This is a genomic window from Flavobacterium panacagri (assembly GCF_030378165.1).
Taxonomy (GTDB): Bacteria; Bacteroidota; Bacteroidia; order Flavobacteriales; family Flavobacteriaceae; genus Flavobacterium; species Flavobacterium panacagri.
On record NZ_CP119766.1, the window covers coordinates 2,625,087 to 2,644,565 of the forward strand.

Below are 19,479 nucleotides of genomic sequence, written 5' to 3' on the forward strand. Positions count from 1 at the left end.
ATTCTTTTACTTTAATAGTGCTGCTATTTCATGCTGGTTCATCATAACGGCAAGTGAAAGTGCGGTATGACCTTGGGTAGAAATTGATTTATCGGCGCCGTTTTCTAGTAAAAATTTTACCATATCAATGTATCCTCTTTCGGCAGCTCGGTGTAAAGCCGTAAAGCCTCTGTAATCTTGTATGTTAACTAATGCACCCGATTTCAGAAGTAATTTTAGTTTATCCATTTTATTAGATTGAACGGCATTCATTATCGGAGTTGCACCTTCGCTAGTCAATGAATTTGGATTGGCTCCTAATTCAAGTAATTTAATCAAAGAGTCATTAGTTTCAGGAGCAATTGACCAATGCAAAGGTGCTAATCCATCTCCTGCCAAAGTTTCTAATGAAGTTCCATTATTAAATTGGTTTTCGATCTCATTTATTTCTCCACGTGCAACAGCTATATGAAGTAAGGAATGACTGCGTAAAGGAGAATCTGATGGAAAACTTTTATCACGATCAAATATCCCTACTTGAGCCATATTCCCATAAGTTGAGAATGCCCATTTAGCAGTATAGTCAAGATCACTTTTAAAGGATTTTGGTATGGGAGCAGGAATTACTTCGCCAATCGCATGGCTGATCAAAAGAAAATTCAGAACGGCTTGTGTAAATACTGGACTTTCGTTTTCAGTAAATTCTCCAGTAATGGATTCTATTATAAGTTCATTATTTTTTTGAGTGGTTTTAGCAACAACAAAAACTTCTCTGAGCCAGCTTCGAATAAAAATCAAATATTCACCATCAAAGTAAATTGCCCATTTGTTTTCCATTGTATAGGGCGTAAACAAAACTCCAGGATAAAGTGTTTGATCAATTTTATAAGAGAGATTTGTGACTATCGTCTTTTCATTCTGAGGACGTTTGCCAAAAAAAGAAGTACCGCTTTCGCCATTATAGGAAACAGCATTCTGAGCCATTATTGGATTCTCTGAAGTCGAAATCATAGTTTGTGTAAATGGCCGTAAATCTAAAAGTTCACAACCCCAAGGATTTTCTTCTGCCTTGATCCATGCTAATTTTGTTTCGTTTGATTCTTCTTGTGAAAGTGACATTTTTTAAGTTTTAGTTTATAAAAGAGTTGGGTTAAAAAAACTAATATAGTAATTAAAAATTATAATGAGCCATCAGAGAATTAGTTAAAATAATAATATTGACAAGTTCTTAAAAGTAATAAAATATTTACAAATAATAATGATTTTGTATTGTCTTTTGAATACTTTTACATTTTTTATAAGAATTTATTTATGTTAGTAAAAGTTTACGGAAGTGCCGTTTTTGGAGTAGAAGCTACTACCATTACCATTGAGGTTCATATGGATAAAGGGATTGGTTATCATTTAGTAGGATTGCCGGATAATGCTATAAAAGAAAGCAGTTTTCGAATCGCAGCGGCTCTTAAAAATAACGGTTATAGTCTGCCTGGAAAAAGAATCACAATCAATATGGCACCGGCAGATCTAAGAAAAGAAGGTTCTTCGTATGATTTGACTTTGGCAATGGGAATTCTGGTTGGTTCAGATCAAATAAAAGCTCCAGAAATTGAACGTTATATTATAATGGGAGAACTTTCTCTAGATGGAAGTTTACAGCCTATTCGTGGAGCACTTCCAATTGCAATTAAAGCAAAAGAAGAAGGGTATAAAGGCTTCTTTCTTCCCATTCAAAATGTAAAAGAAGCAGCAATTGTTACGGGACTTGAGGTGTATGGTGTTACCAATCTTAAAGAGATAATCGATTTTTTTTCTGGAAAAGGAATTCTCGAGCCAACTGTTATCGATACAAAAGCAGAATTCTACAAAAGTTTAGATTTTCCAGAGCATGATTTTTCGGATGTCCGCGGACAGGAAAGTATCAAGCGTTGCATGGAGATAGCGGCTGCTGGAGGTCATAATATTATTTTAATTGGTCCGCCGGGAGCAGGAAAAACAATGCTTGCCAAGCGAGTTCCAAGTATCCTGCCTCCAATGACTTTGCGTGAAGCGTTAGAAACGACCAAAATTCATAGTGTAGCAGGAAAACTAAAAGAAGTTGGTTTGATGAATCAACGCCCATTTAGAAGTCCGCATCATACGATTTCTAATGTAGCGCTGGTTGGCGGAGGAAGTTATCCGCAGCCGGGAGAAATTTCGATGGCACATAACGGTGTTTTGTTTTTAGATGAACTTCCAGAATTTAAACGAGATGTCTTAGAAGTGATGCGTCAGCCATTAGAAGATCGCGAAGTGACTATTTCGCGTGCTAAATTTACCATTACTTATCCATCTTCATTTATGCTTGTGGCAAGTATGAATCCAAGTCCAAGTGGTTTTTTTAATGATCCGAGTTCGCCCAATACGACTTCTCCACATGATATGCAGCGCTATATGAGTAAAATTTCGGGGCCTTTATTAGATCGAATTGATATTCATATAGAAGTGACACCAGTTCCTTTTGAAAAATTAGCCGATGACAGAAAAGCAGAAAGCAGCGTCGAGATCCGCAAACGTGTAACCGCAGCAAGAGAAATACAAACCAAACGATTTGAGGTTGTAGAAAATGTGCATTACAATGCTCAAATGAGCAGTAAACTAATCAGAGAATATTGTGTTTTAGATGAAGCTTCAAAAGAACTACTCAAAACGGCTATGGAAAGATTAAATCTTTCTGCCCGAGCGTATGATAGAATTTTAAAAGTTTCCAGAACAATTGCTGATTTGGACAATTCAGAAAGTATTGTTTCGCATCATATTTCAGAAGCAATTCAATATAGAAGTTTAGATAGAGAAGGATGGTTGGGGTAAAATTTTTACTTTTGAGATGAAAAATCTGAGATGCCAATATCTTCATTTCGCATCTCAGATTTTTAATATATAAGGACTATTTGTTATTTTGAGGATAAAAGAATTTAAAAGAATTGGCTACTGCTGGATGCAGAATAGTTCCATGGTTTTCTTCAGGGAAATAGTCGAAATAGACTTTAATGTTTTTACTCTTAGAAGCTTTAATTTTTTCTGCCAAAACATTAGCATCAACTTCCATAACTCGCGGAATGGTTGTTGGTGTTAATCCTTCCTTTCCAACGGCGATATAAATGTCAGTTTGCTGATTGAAATTTTCCTTCAGGATTTCAGAATCTAAATCTAATAAAGAACCATTATTCCACCAAATACTTGGGCTTACAATAACATATTTATTAAAAAGAAATGGTTTTTTAAGTAAAATTTCGGTTTCTAATAATCCGCCTAAAGATTGTCCTATTATGGTTTTTGATTCATTAGTCTTGTATTTTTTATCAATAAAAGGCTGTAACTCTTTTTCGATAAATGCAATGAACTGATCAGAATGACCAGTAGTTGGAAAACGGGTTTTATCATTTTCAATGCTTGTCGGAAATGTAAAATCCCTTCTTCTGTCCACAGTTGCAATTCCCACTACAATAGATTTTGGAACCTGATTGATCCATTCAAAACTATTAAACTGAACTAGACCGGAAATATGAATAAAATCTTCATTTGCAGAACCATCCAATAAATAGATTACGGGATATTTTGTAGATTCTGCTGGATTGTAACCTTCAGGAAGATAAATGTTTAAAATTCTTTTTTCATTTAATTCTTTGGATTGAATTTCATCAATAACACCTAAAACAAAAGGTTTAGAAGTTTCTGTGGATTTATTTTTATTTTTTTGGCTGAATGCTAAACTAGAGGTAAAGAGTAAAAAGGAGAGGATAATAAGTTTGTTCATTAATTTTTAAAATTTTGTGGTATTGATTCTGGTCGTACTTCTTGTTCTGCTTTATGGTAGCTGTTTCTATTTGTAGTTACAATTAAAACTCCAGCTTCAGCATAATTTCCATAGATACTAATGCCAGCTTGTTTTTCAAGAGCAATAATTTTTTTGATTTCAATTTTTGAAAGTGCAAGTTTTTCTTTTTCTAAATCCTCATAACGATGCGGAATACCGTCAACAACCACTATTGGATGATTTGTAATTTTCCCTGCCTTGGCAAGTTTTGAAATAGAATCCGAAAGAAAGACTCTGTCTTTGCCTTTATCTGCAAGCTCATATCTATTTTGAGAAAAAACTGTAATTGAAATCAATAAAAACAAGAAAGTTATGAGTTTAATCATAGGTTTCAGTTTTTTTTTAAATTATAAAAACAATTTACAAATCGAAAATACAAAAAAATCCTGCATTTCTGCAGGATTTAACAAGTTGTATTGATTATTAATTTTAGGCTTTTTCAGCAAAAATAACATCCAGACCTTCCATAGCAATCGTAAAACCTTCTTTAAAGCCCATTTGAATAATCATTTCCAGATCAGAAAGTTTTTCGTGTTTGATTGCAATGTCAACAAAAGTCGAATTTCCTTCTTCAGAAAATGTCACATCCCAGTCAGAACGCGGAAACTCTTCATTCAAATTTCCTTCGCTGTCACAAAAAGCATCCAGCCATTTTACATTTGTTTTCGGATGGATAGAAGTATAATCGGCAAGAGCCCAATGTTCTTCACCTTCAGGGCCAACCATCGCATATAATCTTCTTCCGCCTTCTTTAAATTCCATACTTTTTGTTCTGGATTTCCATGGAGCAGGTGCCCACCACTGATCTAGAATTGCAGCTTCTGTCCACGCAGACCAAACATTTGGCAAGGATGCACTGAATTCTCGTTTTACATTTACAGTATTATTTTCTTTATCTACTGTAAAATTCATTAAAAGATTTGATTTCATTTTTCTTTAGATTTTAAATTCATTAAAAAATTAGCTTATTGAATCATTTTATTTTGCTTCGAGAATTTTGTCGAGAGTTTGCAACGTCATGGTAAAGCCTTCTTTGAATCCCATCTCGATTACTTTTTCCAATTCGGCTAAACTGTCTCGTTTTATGGAAATGTCAACAGTCGTTAAATCGCCATTTTCAGAAAACGTTAAATCCCAATATGAACTTCCAATCTCAGAATTCGGATTTCCTTCAGCATCACAAAAAGTAGAGGAATGTTTGAAATTGGTTTTCGGAGAAATCGAAGTATATTCAAAAACAGCCCAGCGTTCTTCTCCTTCCGGACTTACCATGGCATACAATCTTTTGCCTCCTTCTCTAAAATCCATAAATTTTGTTTTGGATTCAAATGGAGCAGGCGCCCACCATTTATCCAGGATTGAAGCTTCTGTCCAAGCAGACCAAACGTTTGGCAATGATGCGTTAAATTCGCGTTTGATGTTCACCCTTTTATTTTCCTTGTCTACAGAAAAATGCATTAAAAGATTAGATTTCATTTTCTTTAGATTTTAAATTAAGTAATACTTGATCCAGCTGATCAAAACGCTGTTCCCAGATTTTCTTGAATTGTTCCAGCCAATGATCTATTTCTTTCATTTTATCAATTTTGAGCTGATAATAAATTTCTCTGCCCAATTTTTTTTCTTCCAATAAATCACATTCATTTAATATTTTAATGTGTTTAGAAACAGCTTGTCTTGTGGTTTGAAATTGTTCTGCAATCGCATTAGGTGTCAATGCAGTCGAAGAAATCAAAACTAAAATCGCTCTTCGCGTTGGATCGGCAATTGCCTGAAAAACATCTCGTTTCATTGTTGTAAATTTATTACGCAACTAATCAGTTGTAAATATATGCAACTTTTTGGTTGCGTAATCAAAAAAAAGAGTTTTTTTTAAGAAAAGAACTTAAACAAAAAAAGGCGCATCAAAATTGCGCCTTTTTCTAGAATTATATGTTACATAATTATCGTCTAAATTTATTCTTGACAATAATATCTTTAAGCTTAGCTTTCAAATCTTCACCTGTATCAAAAACCATTTGTTCATTGTTCGGAAACGGAACAGCACGTTTAGAAAAATAGTTTTGATAATTATCTTCGCAGGCATTACGGTCTCCTTTGTAATTAGAATAAATATTCTCGAAAACAAATTCGCTGCTAATTGGAAAAGTCTGAACCAGCTGATTCGTTTTCAAATCTACATAATCAATTTTTGCTGTTACCTGACAAGATTTAAATTGTCTGAATTCATAAACCGTAGCACGAAGAGTTTTAATATTATCAACTTTAATTTCCTTACCTAGACTATCTTTCACAGGTCTTCTACGACTGTCCAAAAGTGTTTTTACGCCATCTTTTACCTGTCTTTCTTTAATGAATTCTTTCTCTTTAATCTGTTCTGGCGAAATCAAAATATCTCTAAAATTAATAATCAGACTATAATCGTAAGTTGTATTTTTTTGTCTTGTGCTATGATAAACTGTCCATTTATCATTTAAACCATAGGTTTTAAAATCCAATAAACCCTCCTGAAGTATTTTCGGAATCACCATATTGGTTTCGTTTTTCGCATAAACATCTACAAAATCTGTCCCTTTAAAAAGAGCATCATCCATTAATTTCTTGGTGTTTTTATAGCCAGGATTGATGCTTTCCAAATAAGCAAAATCATCATAAGCTTTTCTAAAATCCATTTTATTGTTCGATTTCAAAAGAGCAGAAGCGTTTTCATACAAATATTTTGATAGTACATTTTTACTGTTTACAATCTGGTCTGAATAGTTGTCAAAAGGGAAATAGGCATTTTTGCCTTGCTTGATTAACTTCAAAGGTAAAATAGGTCTGATTTTTTCCTGACGATTATGCAGTTGTAAATAAGTATTATAAATACGTTCAGCATTAGCTGGATTAGCATCTTTAGAAAGCATTTCCAAATCACGTAAATCTCTTTCTTTCGCTTTAGCAAAAGCTTCTTCCAGCAAATAAACATAATCTTGCTTTCCCTTAGAATCTTTGTTGGATCTTAAGGCTTCGACAGCACGATCAATTGCACCATCATAGTTTCCATCACTTATAAGCGCTTGAGTTGTTTTTACGCCACAAGAAGAAAGAATCAAAAAGAATATAGAAAAGAGTAAAGTAGTTTTTTGCATAGTGTTTCTTTTGAAGGTGTAAATATATTTCATTTAACTTTCAACAACTATGCCTTTTTTAATTTTTTTTAAGGAGCAGAAACTATCATTTTCAGAAGAAATTTCAGTCCCGCTTTCGCCTTTATCTCTCCATTTCATTACGAGGATATCGGCTCTATCGGGGCTAGATTAGAACATTTAGTTTTTATAATAAATATACTGGCTGAATATTTAAAATTAATTTGAGATCTTTCTTTATTTAAGCAGTTTGATAATCTCTGTTAGTTTCATTTTAGTAGCAATCTGAATAGGTTTTTTACCATACGAAATATCGTCTCCAGCATCAAAAGTTTCGGGTTTATTTTTGTCAGCTCCTTTTTTCAGAAGGTATTTGACCATTTCGGTATTTTTGTTTTTAACAGCAATTATTAAAGCAGTTTGCCCGTCATAATTATGAGAGTTGATTTCTTCTTTATCTAATTTCAACGCATTCAAAACCTCATAATCCGATTTTCGAACCGCTTGTTCAAACACCCAAAGTTTTCCTCGAATGTCTCCTTTTTCCTGACTGGCACCTTTCAATAATAATAATTTAGCAGCATCATAAAACTGATTAAATCCGGCAGTATTAAAAGCTTTGTTAGAAATAGAACCGCCTTTTTGAATTAGATAAGATAAAATTTCAAGAGTTCCTTTTTCGGCTGCGACTTCAACAGCTTGAGAATTTGAACTGTTGATATTGGCTCCTTTTTCAACTAATGCTTTTACAAGCTCTAAATTGTTTTGCCAGATTGCTGCTTGCAGTGGTGTTACTTTATTCTGTGGTTCATAATTGGCTGGAAATTTTGTACCAATCATTTTAAGGGCTTTTGGAGTATCATTTGCAAAAATGGCATCATAAAATTCTTCCACCGTTTCTCTTGAAAGTACAGCCGATTTTGTTTTGGTCTGTGAGACCGATTTACTTCCAAAACATATCGTCAGAAATAAAAAAAGTATTTTTATATTTTTCATTTGTATTTTATGTTTTTAATTATCCCAAGTTTCAATCAAATTATCCTTCCATAATTTTTGGGCAAATTCTTTAAAGACATTTGGTGCTTTTTTAAAATTTTCATCCAGCTTGTATTCTCCTCCGCTAAAATGCTGTTTTCCATTATCCTCAATACCATCCATAACTTTATTAGTTCCTCGCATTGCATATTTCTGATTTCCTTCGTACATAATAACTTTCATGTTGGACGGACTTACATCACCGTGGCAGACCGTTTTGTACATCAACCAAGTTTCGGCAATTCCGTTATGGTTCAAATCAGTAACCTGAAAAGTGTTTTTGACAAACGAAGCCACAATATCTACAGGACAATCTGAGATATAATCGTAAACCCGCCAGGTTTGTTTGACTTTATTTCCCGAAACAATGTAATGATATGCAAATAATTCGGCATCAGAACCGTCAGAGTCGTGCTCAAATTTGGGATTAATATGATAACCTGTTTCAGTTGTAATTACAATATTATCGCCTAGTTTGTCTTTCCATCGAACGGCATTTTTGATAAAACCTTCGTACTTAATTGAAGCTGGAAATTGTGTAGAATCAATTTTTTCAACCTTTAGAATAAAAGGAGTTTCTTCTGTTGTCGCCTCTTTTAAGGTAACTGTGTTTTCTTCTTTTTTGTCTGATTTACAGTTTGAAAAGAAAAGAAGAAATAGAAATAAAAATGGAATATTTTTCATGCAATAGTTTTCAAAAGCCAATAAATTAATCAATCTGCATACCGCTTTCTTCGTCAAATTGTTTTCGTTCTTCTTCGCTCATTCTGTTTCGAAGCACTTTTATAGTATAACCGCCATATAATTTTCCATTTTCAATATACATCCAATCACTAATTTTTGATGGATCAACTTCTATTTGATCACCAGATCTATACTCTTTAACGTATTCAGGATCATTGTTTAAAATCCCGGAGTATTTACCATTTTTTAATATCACATCTCCAACCCACATATGTTCGATTCCGCTTGAATTTGAAAACTGAACTTTCAAAGCCTGACTTTCAGCTTTAGGATTTGTTAATCCAGAATTAAAACTATCTAAAGTTTCATTTGCTTTTAATATTGCAGCATTCATTTCTTCATCTTGACTTTCTACGCCATAAATTGGCGGTTCGTTTTCTCTTTCAATTTTATTCGATTCTTTGCAGCTTATTAGGCAAAATAGACTTATTAAGATTACAATTTTTGTTTTCATGTGTTTAGTGGTATTTCGTTAGGCTTAAAGGATAATTGTTTTGCTTTATTTGTATTCTTTTCCATTAAAAATCAATTTGACAGTTTCTTTTTTAATTGTTTCTTTAGACACACAATCCTCATCTTTAAAGGTGTTTTCTGTTTTAGTAATCTTTGTTTTTATAATAAGATTATTAAAATTATTGTTTTGTAATGTATCAATATCAATAGTAGAATCAATGTCTTCAAATTTGCCATCACACTTCATATCCCACTCACCGCCATATTTATAAATTCTATAATTATGAAGCACAGGTTTTAAAGTGTTTTTTTCGACAATATACAGTGATAAGTTGGTTTCGCTGTAGGGGTTAGGTTGGCTCTGTGTACGATAATCTGCCCTGATTCCAAATGCTCTTGTGGTTTTGTTTAGATGATACAAACCAGTATCAATAGTAATGTCGGTTAAAATTAGAGCATCAGATGTCCAGGCATTGGGTTCAATAAATTTGGAAATTATTTTTCCTGTCTCATTATCGATTATCAATATATAAGCGTCCAATACGAAAGAACCTTCTTCTATAGCAGAAGCATATTTTGGAATGACTAAAACGCTTTTACCTTTATCGTATGGTAATACTTTTTCAGTAAAAAGTTCAATTCTTATTTGGCTTTCTTTTAGTTTTAGCTGTTTCAGAACTGTGTTTAGATGATCCCCATTCTGTGAAAATAAAGACTGTACACAAAGCAATAAAGTGAAGAGATATCTCGTCATGATTTTGTGTTTTCTATATTTATTAATTCGAATCTTTTCATTTCTGGGTTAAATTCATAATTTAAAGTGTTTCCTTTAAAACAACTTTTGGCTTCTTCTAATAAAGAATTAGTGATATGTATTTTTTTTGTTCCAATAAAATCATACTCAAAACCGATGTAATTGTCTTTAAAGTATTCAAGGCATTTTTCATCGTTTTCATTAATAAGTAATGTTGTAAAAAACTGATCAAATACATCTTTGAATGGTATATAAATTAATTCTCCATTTAGATACTCGAAAGCCATAAACTCATTTCCATCACCTACTTTATCATCCGTTAGGACAATGTAATTATTGGGCTTTATTTTGTAGATAGACAAAATCCAGCTTCCATCTACAACTCCAATGTGAAGTGTATTAGGAGCTATAAGTGCGATACTGGAAAAATGATCTTTTGGCGGAAGTGTATAATTGTTTTGTTTTATTTTTTGGACATATTCGATTCTATCTGTTTTTTTCCATTCCCAGCTTCTCATACAACTGTCTGGAAGAATAGTAAGAATATTTAAGAGGTTTTTATGCTCGAGATAATTTATTTTTAAAGTATCAGGCTTTTCAATATCATCGTTTTCTGTTTGTACTTTTAAGGTGTCTTGCCCTTTTTGATTCGTAATTTTTGGGCCATTTTTTTCTTCATTCTTTTTGCAGGAGAATAAAAACAGAATTAATAGTAATAACGCTGATTGTTTCATTAGATTTTCTCTTTGTTTTTTAAAATTCATATTCCTCACGTTCTTTTTCATATTCAGAAGTAAAGACGCCGCTTACTTGTTCGCTGTATTTTTCTACCCATTTTTTATAATAGTACTGAACATGTAAAACATTGTTTTTAAGTGTAAGTTTTGAAAAAGGCTTTCCAAGTTGTGGAATCTCTTTTAACCCAAAAGTTTCATCTGTGCCATTATCAAATTTACAATCCATTTCTTTGGCCCAGATCATTTCAAATTCGGTATCGCTTATTTTACGAACCGGATAAAAGTAAACGCACTGTCCGTGATATTCAAATGCCAATGACTTGTTTCCAATATTTAGCGCAACCATATCATTTTTCCATCTCCCAGTAAAATCATTTGTTTTCTGAAAACTTTCGACAAAACTATCATAATCAAAACCTTCCAAATATGATATTTTCCATTCGTTGTTTTCTTTTACAGCTTTAACATTATATACAGTTCCATCGCCCCAGCTCCAATTGTAGAATGCTTTGTTGTTTTCTATTGAAAGGTGCATAATCCAGATTTTATCTAGAAAACGATCGGGCTTATCTTGACAATTACACCACGGACTCGCTCCTGTACCAAATGGAGGAAGCTCGCCAACATTCCATTTTAAAGCGCCACTTTTAAATTCACTGTCAATTTTTAATGCGATTTTATTATAGTTATCAATAAAATCTTTTGAAAATAAATGAGTGTTTTCGAGTTCTTTAAGTCTGGCTTTATGAAGCTTCATATCAATTCCGCTGTAAATGCTGTCGACATTTTTATCTTCAACAGGGCTAAAATCACTGCCGGTACTTTTTTTCTCTTCCCATTCGTAAAGTTTCTTAGTTAATGCTAATAAAGCTATACTGTCATTTTTAGAATCTACAATATTGGTTGTGTCTTCAACAGCATTATTTTCTTTTTTCTGAGATTGTTTGTCTTTCTTACAGCTTATAAATACTAGTAATAAGGATAAAAGTAAAATTAGGTTCTTCATTTTTTTAACTGGGAGGGCTTATAAAAATTAATAATTCGTTTGTGTTTTGAAGAACTGTTATTGATTAGTCAGTAATTTTTTTATCAAAACAATTTGTCCTAAATGATAATAACTGTGCTCAATCATAGCGTCGATATTTCTTTGGTAGCTTCCATACTTTTCGTCCACAAAAAACTGATTTAGTTTCTCGTCAGACATTTGTTCAACAAAAGAAGCAAACTCTTCGGTTGCATTCCAAAATCGTATCAAAAACATTTCCCAGTTTTCTTGTGAAGAGATAGGAGGAAAGTTAAAACTGAATTTGTCTTTTATGTCAAGTGTTCCGCCTTTAAAAACATTGTTTATTCCTTCAATATAATAATGAATATGTTGTGCCAGAAGCGCAATGGTATTTAAATTCTGAACAGTAGTAACAGCAATTTTCCAATCTAGATTTTCGAGTTGGTCTTTGTAATTGGTATTGGCAATCCAGGTTCCGTTTAAAATAGTTTCTCTAAAACGATTGGCAATTTCTAATGCATTTTTCATTTTTCAATATTTTAGAATTTTATACAATTTTATAGAATTAGAAAAATTTATTCTTGCTGAATCCAGTCGTATTTTCCATTCTTTAGGTAAATAATACCGCCTCCGCAGCTTTCTTCGGCATGAATAAAGATTCCATCATTTGGGAGTCTTATTTTGTCCTCTTCTTTTATTTCTTCATCTCCCATAATTTCACCATCATCATTTACATTGTTCCAAACAATTTCTCCTTTTGGCGCTTTTTCAAATATTCCGGCCCAGTCGATTTCGTCAAATCCCTGATTTAAAACATTTTTTCCTAATCCAAGATAATCCGTTTTTTTTCCGTTTCCATACGTTATTTTCAAACCACTTTTGTAGGTATTTGTACTTCTAACGATTTCTACAATCTCGTTTTTCCCGTCACCATCCAAATCGCAAACGATTTGATTGATTTTATGTTTTTTAGAAATTATAATAGTATCCGTTTCCTCTACTTTAGTTTCAGGTTTTGGAGCAATTTGTCTGGTATCTTTTTGAGTAATTTGTGGCTTCTCGGTTTGGGTTTCCTTTTTACAAGAAATAAGAATTAAGGCAGATAGAAACAGAATGCTAATTTTCATAATTTAAGATTTTTTTCAGTATTCAAGATAAGAGTTTATACGATAATAATAGCGGTCTTTAATTTTAATAACGGCGCTGGGTGTATCATCATCGTTGTCCTCAATTTTAAATGTCTGAAGAGGTTTGGTCGTATAAATAATATTATGTTTAAAAAGTGTGTATCCAGCCTCTTCGTCCTTCGTGTTGCTTCTCATGTAATAATCAGCTGCGCTGTATGGTTCAAATATAATAGTGGTGTCCTTGCCTTCAATTAACATGTTATAAAGGCTTTCGCCAGAAATAAATCGCAGTTTTAGCCTTTCTTTTTGTATTTGCCGGAGACTATCAATAATACTATATTTTATCATAAGAGAACCTCTGTTCTTTTTGTTCGGATGATTTATTTCGTGATAAATCTTGCTCCAGTTTTTCAGAATTAACTGTGTAGCTCTTTCATACCCAGCAATGTTTTGAATTTCTTTTTGAATTGGAACCAGATCTCCTTCATAACCTTCTTTATCTGGGTTTTTTGTGTAAACATTATTAAAAATTATGATAATGATGAATATAGCTGTAAGTACAATTATTGTTTTTTTGTTCAATTTTTGATTATCATTTTAAACGCGTATTGTGATAAGCGATGATTAGAACTGGTTTTTTATTCAAAAAAAATTATTTCAGCAGTTTTGCAATTTCTGTAAATTTCATTTTTACAGCAATTTGAACAGGTTTTTTTCCATACGAGATATCGTCTCCAGCATCAAATGTCTCCGGTTTGTTTTTATCAACACCTTTTTTTAAGAGGTATTTTACCATTTCGATATTATTCTTTTTTACAGCAATTATTAGGGCAGTTTCTCCATCATAATTATTAGAGTCTAGTTCGGCTTTATCTAACTTTAAGGCATTCAAAACCTCATAATCCGATTTTCGTACAGCTTGTTCAAATACCCAGAGTTTACCTCTGATATCTCCTTTTTCCTGATTTGCGCCTTTTAAGAGCAATAGTTTTGCACAGTCATAAAAATGACTGAAACCTGCCGTATTAAAAGCTTTTGAATTGGTTATATTACCTCCTTTTTGGATTAAATACTGAACTATTTCTAAGGTGCCTTTTTCAGCTGCAGTTTCAATATAAGATTCATCACTTTTTGGCTTATTGATAACTGCTCCGCCTTCTACAAGAGCTTTAACCAGTGTGAGATTATTTTGCCAGATCGCCGCCTGCATTGGTGCTATTTTATTGCTTGGCTCATAGTTTGCTGGAAATTTAGTGCCGATCATTTTTAATGCCTTTTGTGTATTATTGGCAAAAATGGCATCATAAAATTCTTCAACAACTTCTCTTGAAGGTACAGTTTGTTTTGGTTTTGACTGAGAAAAAGAAGCGTTTAAAGCAGAAAGAAAAACTGTCAGAACAATTAATTGTAGTTTTTTCATTGTAAGTGATTTTGGCTTAGAAAATTCAAAATGCTAATATAAAAAAATACGTACAAAACATAATTATTTTTTTACTCTTTTAATAAAAAAGTAAAGCTTGCAATTCTTAATTTTTGAATTGATTCTAAATGTACTTCAACCACCAATGCTGATTTTCAGCTTTATATTTTCCATACCATTGACAAGGTTTGTATAGAAGAGCCACAACGAAAATCCAAATGAGATAAATTGTCCACAGAGGGAAACCGCTTTTCATTCCTTTTGGTCTTCCAAAAGTTCCTGTTTCAAATTCAAATTGCGAAAAGCTGAAACCTTGCGTAAAAAGCATAAGAAGTGTTAGGATATGAATGACATAAAAATGAACTACAAAATAAAACAAGGGTACTTTGCCATAAACTAAAGTGACTTTTTGGATTTTGTTTGAGAAGTTTTCAGCAACGGCAAGAAGTAAAAACATAATGCCTAAAGTAACCAAACAGAATAGGAGTGAAGGCGGATATTTAGTCACATTCATAAATGACAAAAAGGTAAAAACAGCATTTTTTTGTGTTGTCCATAAAGCAGGATCTCCGTAAATATTCACTAACCGAATTATAGTAAATAATGCTAAAGCACTCCAACCAATTTTTGCGAATAGTTTTTTTCTTTTCTCTTTAGACAATTCAAAGAATTTTCCTGTGGCAAAACCAAACAACATAATTCCGAACCACGGAATTGGCGGATAACCCATAATGAATGCTCGTCCAGAAAACGGAAACACAACCGGACTAAAAAGCGGCGCTAAAACAGCTTTAAGAATCGAATTTTCGGCAAAAGGAATAATCGGTAGAAGATTGTGGAAAAAGAGTATTAAGAGTCCAATAAAACCTAAAGTTTGAGAGCGAATTTTCAGCAACAAGCTTAAAGCAATAAATCCAAAACCTATTGTGGCTATTACTTCAAACAAAAGGGAATGAAAACCAATGTCAAAGAACAATCCAAAATTGACAATGGTAAATTCGAGCACAAGTAACCAAAGCCCTCTTTTGAATAAAAACTTTCTCGTTTCGGCCAAATCTTTTTTGCTCTGAAGTGAAAGATAAACTGAAGTTCCAGCCAAAAAAACAAATGTTGGTGCGCACAAATGGGTAATAAAACGCGTAAAAAACAACAAAGGCGAAGTAGTCGATAAGTCGGTTGGACTTTGTGTAATCGAATCAACATGCATCAAATCTCGAACATGATCCAGAGCCATAATAATCATTACAATTCCTCGAACAATGTCGATTGATGGTTGTCGTTTCATAAGTTTGATTTTTAACTGCTTATGAGTAAATCTAGTGATTTTTTTTTAAATGTTTTTATGCTCATGAAATACATTAAGTTTTAAAGAAATAGTTTTAAAATGAATAGCCTCCAGCTTTAGCTGGAGGAATATGTAGAAAAAGAACAGGGCTTTAGCCAAACTTACAAGTTTTTGGCTAAAGCCCTATTCGAAAGATTTTTATTTACCTCCATCTAAATCTGGAGTTAATTGATATTGATTTTTAGGATTTCCTAATCTTCACTTGATACACAATTTCCCAAAAAATTATAGAGAAAATTGCATTAGCAAATATGGCAGTCTTTACTTGATATGGATCGTAATCTATCAATAAATGCAGATTGGTAAACTGTAAAGCCAAAAATAACGATAGAGCGGAAATTCCAATAGCAAAAATAATATTTAAAAGCGGTTTCCATTTTAAGGCTAAAAAAGCATAAATAAGATTAAAAACAGCAAAACCACAACCTAAAGTGATGTATGGATCTGTTTTTAACTTTTGCCCTATAGAAAGAAAAAAGGTAGTCGAAGTTAGGTATAAAAAGAAAAGTATAGAATAAATTAGAATTCGTATTTGTGGTTTCATTTTGTAATGTTTTTATGAAGCAAAATTAAGCATTTAAAATGAAGCGAAGATTAGGATTTACTCTAAAATAGCCTCTACTTTAGTTTCAGATTTTTCCTTTAGCGGACTATCCGCCTTCAAACTCCAAATCACTAGGAATTTACCTTTCGCAATATATTCTTCCGGATGTTCAGCGGTTGGTTCGCCAGCTTTTCCCCAAAGTAAACCTTGCAGGAAACGATCACCTTTGAAAACATGATCAAATTCAAAATACATAATAGAACCACGGTCTGCTTTGCTTTTAAAACTTTGAATTGCTTTACTTTTTACGGTTCCCACAATGTTGCTATACGTTTCAATATCGTTATAAAACGAACAGGCTTGTGGCGTAATGCAAACATTACCGTCGCTTACCATATAACCGCCTTTTGGAATTTCTTTTGGTTTTAGTTTTAAATCGGCGATGGTTTGGCTGAATAGATTAATTGTTGATAGGACGAATAATGTTGTTAGGAAAATTGTAGGTTTCATGATTTTGGGAATTTGGTTTTTAGTACTAAATTAATTTTTTTGTAGCCATCTACAATCAAAAAATATAGAGTTTATTTCTTTGTTATTTTAATTTTGGCTGTCTATAATTCTTAATTAGATTTCTCATTGGTTTTTCAAAATACAAATAGCTTATAATAGATGCTAGAAGTAAAATGACTAATCTGATAAAAAAAGTTAAGCTGTAGTCTTCTTCTCGATCTGTTCCTAAAAACTTAGTCAATCTAAAATCTGAAAAAATTGTCCATACGGGAAATTGAAGGATATAGATTCCAAAACTTATTTCGCCTAAAAAAACAAATTCTTTTCTGCTAAAAAACGTAGTTAATCCGTCTGTACTTAGCGAAATAAAAATAATTAAAGGAATGAAAACTATGGCAAATAAACCATTATGAAAGTCTAGTTGTGTTGGAAATCGTAACGCCAAAACTAGCATTAGCAAACAAATTAATATGGGAATTAAATAATTTCCTTGTTGATTTTTAAGTTTTTGAATATAAAAAAGACCTGCCAGATTTCCTATCAAGAACGTATTTAAATACATCACCGGATGATAAGCAATACTATTTGGAGGAAAGTTTTTTATGGAAATAATGCTATATATTAAGCAATTGAAAACGATAATACTGATAATCCAAAATAAGATGATCCATATTGCATTTGTTTTTAATTTTTGTTTTGAATAAAATCTGTTTGCAAAGAAAGGAAAAGTTATATAAAAGAATAATTCAGCAGATAGCGACCAACCTGGCGGATTTATTTTTGGAGCTTGACCTGGTATCCAAGTCTGCAACATTGAAAAATGTATTAAAACATTCGAAAAATTAATGTTTATAAAGCGATCTGAAGCAATAACTAACAATGCAGCAAACACATACAACGGATAAATTCTAGCTAATCTGTTTTTTATATATTGAAAAAAGTCTATTTTTTCTAAATTCCCATATGAGATGATCATTACAAAACCCGACAACATAAAAAAGTAGCTTACGCCAACGCTTGCTTGTTTGAAGATAAAATTATCCAATAAAAAAGTCTTTGTTCCGTAATGAAAAATTACAATTGAAATGGCAGCAATAAATCTTGTAAATGTTAGTTGTTGAATTTTCAAAATCGATTATAAATTTAGTTTTGGGTATTATAATAAATTGCAAGAAGACAGCAAGAGTTTTTATAAGACATTTTTTTTACAATAAAAGTTCTGTAAAGCTATATTTTGCTGTGCTAAAATATTACATTATTAAATAGAAATAATGAAAAAAGTATATAATATTTGTGGCTTTGAATTATAATAGATTATTCCAATTATTCTTAATCTTGTCATTCCAAATGAAAAATTTTGGGGTACTTTGTGAGTATTGAACTTATCTCAGCCTAAAAAAACAAATAATCTAAACTCAAAAATCTACAATAAAAAAATCCCGCCTCAATTAAGAAACGGGACTTCGATGATATTCCTTTTTTTTCTATTGTTAAACCGTAGCAGCAACTTCTTCTGGTAACGGAATTTGATTTTTAAGTAAATCTTCGAATGTTTCGGCTTGGCGAATTAAGATTCCCTTTCCGTTCATCCAAAGAACTTCAGCTGGTTTGTATCTTGAATTATAGTTCGAAGACATTGAGAAACAATATGCTCCTGCATTTCTGAATTCTAAAATGTCACCTTCTGTGATTTCTGCTATTCTGCGGTTGTTGGCAAAAGTATCAGTCTCGCAAATGTATCCTACAACTGAGTAAAAACGCTCTTTTCCTTTTGGGTTAGAGATGTTTTCGATATGGTGTGAAGATCCGTAAAACATTGGACGGATTAAGTGGTTGAAACCACTATCGATTCCAGCGAAAACTGTTGAAGTCGTTTGTTTTACTACGTTTACTTTTACTAAGAAATGACCTGCTTCACTTACCAAGAATTTTCCTGGTTCGAAAATCAACGTTAAATCTCTTCCGTATTCAGCACAGAAAGCATTGAATCTTTTAGATAATTTTTTACCTAATTCTTCGATGTCTGTTTCGATATCGTCTTTTTTATAAGGCACTTTGAAGCCACTTCCGAAATCTAAGAATTGTAAATCTTTGAAATGTTTAGCTGTATCAAATAAAATTTCAGCAGCATACAAGAATACTTCGATATCTAAGATATCTGATCCTGTGTGCATGTGAATTCCAACAATGCTCATTTTTGTATTTTCGACAATTCGCAAGATATGCGGAATCTGGTGAACAGAAATTCCGAATTTACTATCGATATGTCCAACAGAAATATTTGCATTTCCACCCGCCATTACGTGTGGATTGATACGAATACATACTGGAATATGTGGATGTTTTGTTCCGAATTGCTCTAAAATAGATAAATTGTCGATATTAATTTGTACACCCATTGCGGCAACTTCTTCGATTTCTTCAAGAGAAACGCCGTTTGGTGTAAAGAAAATTCTTTCGGGTTCATAGCCAGCGTGAAGCCCTAACTGAACTTCCTGAATTGATACAGTGTCTAAGCCAGACCCCATGTTCTTTAATAACTGTAGAATCGCAACGTTTGACAATGCCTTCATGGCGTAATTAACTCTTAAGTTCTCCACCTTAGAGAAAGCTTTAGTTAATCGGTTGTACTGTGATTGGATTTTTTCAGCATCGTAAACATACAATGGACTTCCAAATTGGTCTGCTAACTGCAGTAAATCTTTTGCTTGCATTTTTAAACTTATTTTGAGCAAAGTTATTACACTTTTGATTACCAGCAAATAAAATGTAGAAAAATAACAAATTGTAACAAATTGTTTGTTTTTAAACAAAAAGTTGCTGTTTTTGGAATTTTGTAACCTT

At 32.5% G+C, this 19,479-nt stretch carries 23 protein-coding genes; 1 reads left to right on the forward strand and 22 read right to left on the reverse strand.

Annotation, left to right across the window (positions count from 1 at the left end; genetic code table 11):
* Window positions 1-6: 6 nt before the first annotated feature.
* The gene (locus P2W65_RS11660; protein ID WP_289665729.1) at window positions 7-1,098 is read right to left on the reverse strand and encodes an ankyrin repeat domain-containing protein; all 1,092 of its coding nucleotides are present in this window, start codon (window positions 1,096-1,098) and stop codon (window positions 7-9) included.
* A gap of 192 nt (window positions 1,099-1,290) precedes the next feature.
* Between P2W65_RS11660 and P2W65_RS11665 the strand changes: the two genes are divergently transcribed.
* Window positions 1,291-2,826, forward strand: a complete 1,536-nt coding sequence (locus P2W65_RS11665) for a YifB family Mg chelatase-like AAA ATPase (RefSeq protein ID WP_289665732.1) — start codon at window positions 1,291-1,293, stop codon at window positions 2,824-2,826.
* Window positions 2,827-2,902: 76 nt separating this feature from the next.
* Here the strand turns inward: P2W65_RS11665 and P2W65_RS11670 are convergent, their stop codons facing one another.
* The 21 genes from P2W65_RS11670 to lysA form a co-directional block, all read right to left on the reverse strand.
* Complete coding sequence (locus P2W65_RS11670; RefSeq protein WP_289665734.1) at window positions 2,903-3,772, reverse strand: alpha/beta hydrolase; 870 nt, start codon at window positions 3,770-3,772, stop codon at window positions 2,903-2,905.
* Complete coding sequence (locus P2W65_RS11675) at window positions 3,772-4,158, reverse strand: hypothetical protein (protein WP_289665736.1); 387 nt, start codon at window positions 4,156-4,158, stop codon at window positions 3,772-3,774. Before P2W65_RS11675 ends, P2W65_RS11670 begins: the two co-directional genes overlap by 1 nt.
* Window positions 4,159-4,261: 103 nt before the next feature.
* A complete protein-coding gene (locus P2W65_RS11680; RefSeq protein WP_289665738.1) occupies window positions 4,262-4,762 on the reverse strand; it encodes an SRPBCC family protein in 501 nt (166 codons plus the stop codon).
* A 48-nt stretch (window positions 4,763-4,810) separates the two neighbouring features.
* On the reverse strand, window positions 4,811-5,308 hold the full coding sequence (locus P2W65_RS11685; RefSeq protein WP_289665739.1) for an SRPBCC family protein: 498 nt from the start codon (window positions 5,306-5,308) through the stop codon (window positions 4,811-4,813).
* The gene (locus P2W65_RS11690; RefSeq protein ID WP_091496143.1) at window positions 5,298-5,624 is read right to left on the reverse strand and encodes an ArsR/SmtB family transcription factor; all 327 of its coding nucleotides are present in this window, start codon (window positions 5,622-5,624) and stop codon (window positions 5,298-5,300) included. The genes P2W65_RS11685 and P2W65_RS11690 overlap by 11 nt, the downstream gene beginning before the upstream one ends.
* A gap of 151 nt (window positions 5,625-5,775) precedes the next feature.
* A complete protein-coding gene (locus P2W65_RS11695) occupies window positions 5,776-6,963 on the reverse strand; it encodes a hypothetical protein (RefSeq protein WP_289665742.1) in 1,188 nt (395 codons plus the stop codon).
* Window positions 6,964-7,197: 234 nt separating this feature from the next.
* On the reverse strand, window positions 7,198-7,956 hold the full coding sequence (locus tag P2W65_RS11700) for an ankyrin repeat domain-containing protein (protein ID WP_289665744.1): 759 nt from the start codon (window positions 7,954-7,956) through the stop codon (window positions 7,198-7,200).
* 15 nt (window positions 7,957-7,971) lie between these two features.
* On the reverse strand, window positions 7,972-8,679 hold the full coding sequence (locus P2W65_RS11705; protein ID WP_289665745.1) for a M949_RS01915 family surface polysaccharide biosynthesis protein: 708 nt from the start codon (window positions 8,677-8,679) through the stop codon (window positions 7,972-7,974).
* A gap of 25 nt (window positions 8,680-8,704) precedes the next feature.
* Window positions 8,705-9,193 carry a YegJ family protein gene (locus P2W65_RS11710; protein ID WP_289665746.1) on the reverse strand — a complete coding sequence of 163 codons (489 nt, stop codon included), beginning with the start codon at window positions 9,191-9,193 and terminating at the stop codon, window positions 8,705-8,707.
* A 45-nt stretch (window positions 9,194-9,238) separates the two neighbouring features.
* Window positions 9,239-9,946, reverse strand: coding sequence for a PA3715 family protein (locus P2W65_RS11715; RefSeq protein WP_289665747.1), 708 nt, complete (start codon window positions 9,944-9,946; stop codon window positions 9,239-9,241).
* Complete coding sequence (locus P2W65_RS11720) at window positions 9,943-10,680, reverse strand: hypothetical protein (protein WP_289665748.1); 738 nt, start codon at window positions 10,678-10,680, stop codon at window positions 9,943-9,945. Before P2W65_RS11720 ends, P2W65_RS11715 begins: the two co-directional genes overlap by 4 nt.
* A 19-nt stretch (window positions 10,681-10,699) precedes the next feature.
* Window positions 10,700-11,689: a hypothetical protein gene (locus tag P2W65_RS11725; protein WP_289665749.1), complete on the reverse strand. Its 990-nt coding sequence runs from the start codon at window positions 11,687-11,689 to the stop codon at window positions 10,700-10,702.
* A gap of 57 nt (window positions 11,690-11,746) precedes the next feature.
* Window positions 11,747-12,217 (reverse strand): DUF1572 domain-containing protein, encoded by a 471-nt coding sequence (locus tag P2W65_RS11730; RefSeq protein ID WP_289665750.1) that lies wholly within the window; start codon window positions 12,215-12,217, stop codon window positions 11,747-11,749.
* Window positions 12,218-12,264: 47 nt separating this feature from the next.
* Window positions 12,265-12,816, reverse strand: coding sequence for a hypothetical protein (locus P2W65_RS11735; RefSeq protein ID WP_179006841.1), 552 nt, complete (start codon window positions 12,814-12,816; stop codon window positions 12,265-12,267).
* A 15-nt stretch (window positions 12,817-12,831) separates the two neighbouring features.
* The gene (locus P2W65_RS11740) at window positions 12,832-13,398 is read right to left on the reverse strand and encodes a hypothetical protein (RefSeq protein WP_289665752.1); all 567 of its coding nucleotides are present in this window, start codon (window positions 13,396-13,398) and stop codon (window positions 12,832-12,834) included.
* 70 nt (window positions 13,399-13,468) lie between these two features.
* Window positions 13,469-14,236, reverse strand: coding sequence for an ankyrin repeat domain-containing protein (locus P2W65_RS11745; RefSeq protein WP_289665754.1), 768 nt, complete (start codon window positions 14,234-14,236; stop codon window positions 13,469-13,471).
* A gap of 124 nt (window positions 14,237-14,360) precedes the next feature.
* A complete protein-coding gene (locus P2W65_RS11750) occupies window positions 14,361-15,521 on the reverse strand; it encodes an acetyltransferase domain-containing protein (RefSeq protein ID WP_289665755.1) in 1,161 nt (386 codons plus the stop codon).
* 241 nt (window positions 15,522-15,762) lie between these two features.
* Window positions 15,763-16,125, reverse strand: coding sequence for a hypothetical protein (locus P2W65_RS11755; protein ID WP_289665757.1), 363 nt, complete (start codon window positions 16,123-16,125; stop codon window positions 15,763-15,765).
* 57 nt (window positions 16,126-16,182) lie between these two features.
* Window positions 16,183-16,635 carry a hypothetical protein gene (locus P2W65_RS11760; RefSeq protein ID WP_289665758.1) on the reverse strand — a complete coding sequence of 151 codons (453 nt, stop codon included), beginning with the start codon at window positions 16,633-16,635 and terminating at the stop codon, window positions 16,183-16,185.
* A gap of 82 nt (window positions 16,636-16,717) precedes the next feature.
* Entirely contained in the window at window positions 16,718-17,764 is a 1,047-nt protein-coding gene (locus P2W65_RS11765; protein ID WP_289665759.1) for an acyltransferase family protein, read from the reverse strand.
* Window positions 17,765-18,125: 361 nt separating this feature from the next.
* Window positions 18,126-19,349: a diaminopimelate decarboxylase gene (gene lysA / locus P2W65_RS11770; protein ID WP_289665760.1), complete on the reverse strand. Its 1,224-nt coding sequence runs from the start codon at window positions 19,347-19,349 to the stop codon at window positions 18,126-18,128.
* Between the last annotated feature and the right edge of the window lie 130 nt (window positions 19,350-19,479).

Bases quoted from the DNA above. Each gene is read 5' to 3' on its own strand.
- P2W65_RS11710 (WP_289665746.1), bottom strand. From the start codon at position 9,193: ATGAAAACAAAAATTGTAATCTTAATAAGTCTATTTTGCCTAATAAGC.
- P2W65_RS11725 (WP_289665749.1), bottom strand. From the start codon at position 11,689: ATGAAGAACCTAATTTTACTTTTATCCTTATTACTAGTATTTATAAGC.
- P2W65_RS11690 (WP_091496143.1), bottom strand. From the start codon at position 5,624: ATGAAACGAGATGTTTTTCAGGCAATTGCCGATCCAACGCGAAGAGCG.
- P2W65_RS11720 (WP_289665748.1), bottom strand. From the start codon at position 10,680: ATGAAACAATCAGCGTTATTACTATTAATTCTGTTTTTATTCTCCTGC.
- P2W65_RS11755 (WP_289665757.1), bottom strand. From the start codon at position 16,125: ATGAAACCACAAATACGAATTCTAATTTATTCTATACTTTTCTTTTTA.
- P2W65_RS11715 (WP_289665747.1), bottom strand. From the start codon at position 9,946: ATGACGAGATATCTCTTCACTTTATTGCTTTGTGTACAGTCTTTATTT.
- P2W65_RS11730 (WP_289665750.1), bottom strand. From the start codon at position 12,217: ATGAAAAATGCATTAGAAATTGCCAATCGTTTTAGAGAAACTATTTTA.
- P2W65_RS11695 (WP_289665742.1), bottom strand. From the start codon at position 6,963: ATGCAAAAAACTACTTTACTCTTTTCTATATTCTTTTTGATTCTTTCT.
- P2W65_RS11665 (WP_289665732.1), top strand. From the start codon at position 1,291: ATGTTAGTAAAAGTTTACGGAAGTGCCGTTTTTGGAGTAGAAGCTACT.
- P2W65_RS11750 (WP_289665755.1), bottom strand. From the start codon at position 15,521: ATGAAACGACAACCATCAATCGACATTGTTCGAGGAATTGTAATGATT.
- P2W65_RS11670 (WP_289665734.1), bottom strand. From the start codon at position 3,772: ATGAACAAACTTATTATCCTCTCCTTTTTACTCTTTACCTCTAGTTTA.
- P2W65_RS11745 (WP_289665754.1), bottom strand. From the start codon at position 14,236: ATGAAAAAACTACAATTAATTGTTCTGACAGTTTTTCTTTCTGCTTTA.
- P2W65_RS11680 (WP_289665738.1), bottom strand. From the start codon at position 4,762: ATGAAATCAAATCTTTTAATGAATTTTACAGTAGATAAAGAAAATAAT.
- P2W65_RS11660 (WP_289665729.1), bottom strand. From the start codon at position 1,098: ATGTCACTTTCACAAGAAGAATCAAACGAAACAAAATTAGCATGGATC.
- P2W65_RS11685 (WP_289665739.1), bottom strand. From the start codon at position 5,308: ATGAAATCTAATCTTTTAATGCATTTTTCTGTAGACAAGGAAAATAAA.
- P2W65_RS11735 (WP_179006841.1), bottom strand. From the start codon at position 12,816: ATGAAAATTAGCATTCTGTTTCTATCTGCCTTAATTCTTATTTCTTGT.
- P2W65_RS11675 (WP_289665736.1), bottom strand. From the start codon at position 4,158: ATGATTAAACTCATAACTTTCTTGTTTTTATTGATTTCAATTACAGTT.
- lysA (WP_289665760.1), bottom strand. From the start codon at position 19,349: ATGCAAGCAAAAGATTTACTGCAGTTAGCAGACCAATTTGGAAGTCCA.
- P2W65_RS11760 (WP_289665758.1), bottom strand. From the start codon at position 16,635: ATGAAACCTACAATTTTCCTAACAACATTATTCGTCCTATCAACAATT.
- P2W65_RS11705 (WP_289665745.1), bottom strand. From the start codon at position 8,679: ATGAAAAATATTCCATTTTTATTTCTATTTCTTCTTTTCTTTTCAAAC.
- P2W65_RS11700 (WP_289665744.1), bottom strand. From the start codon at position 7,956: ATGAAAAATATAAAAATACTTTTTTTATTTCTGACGATATGTTTTGGA.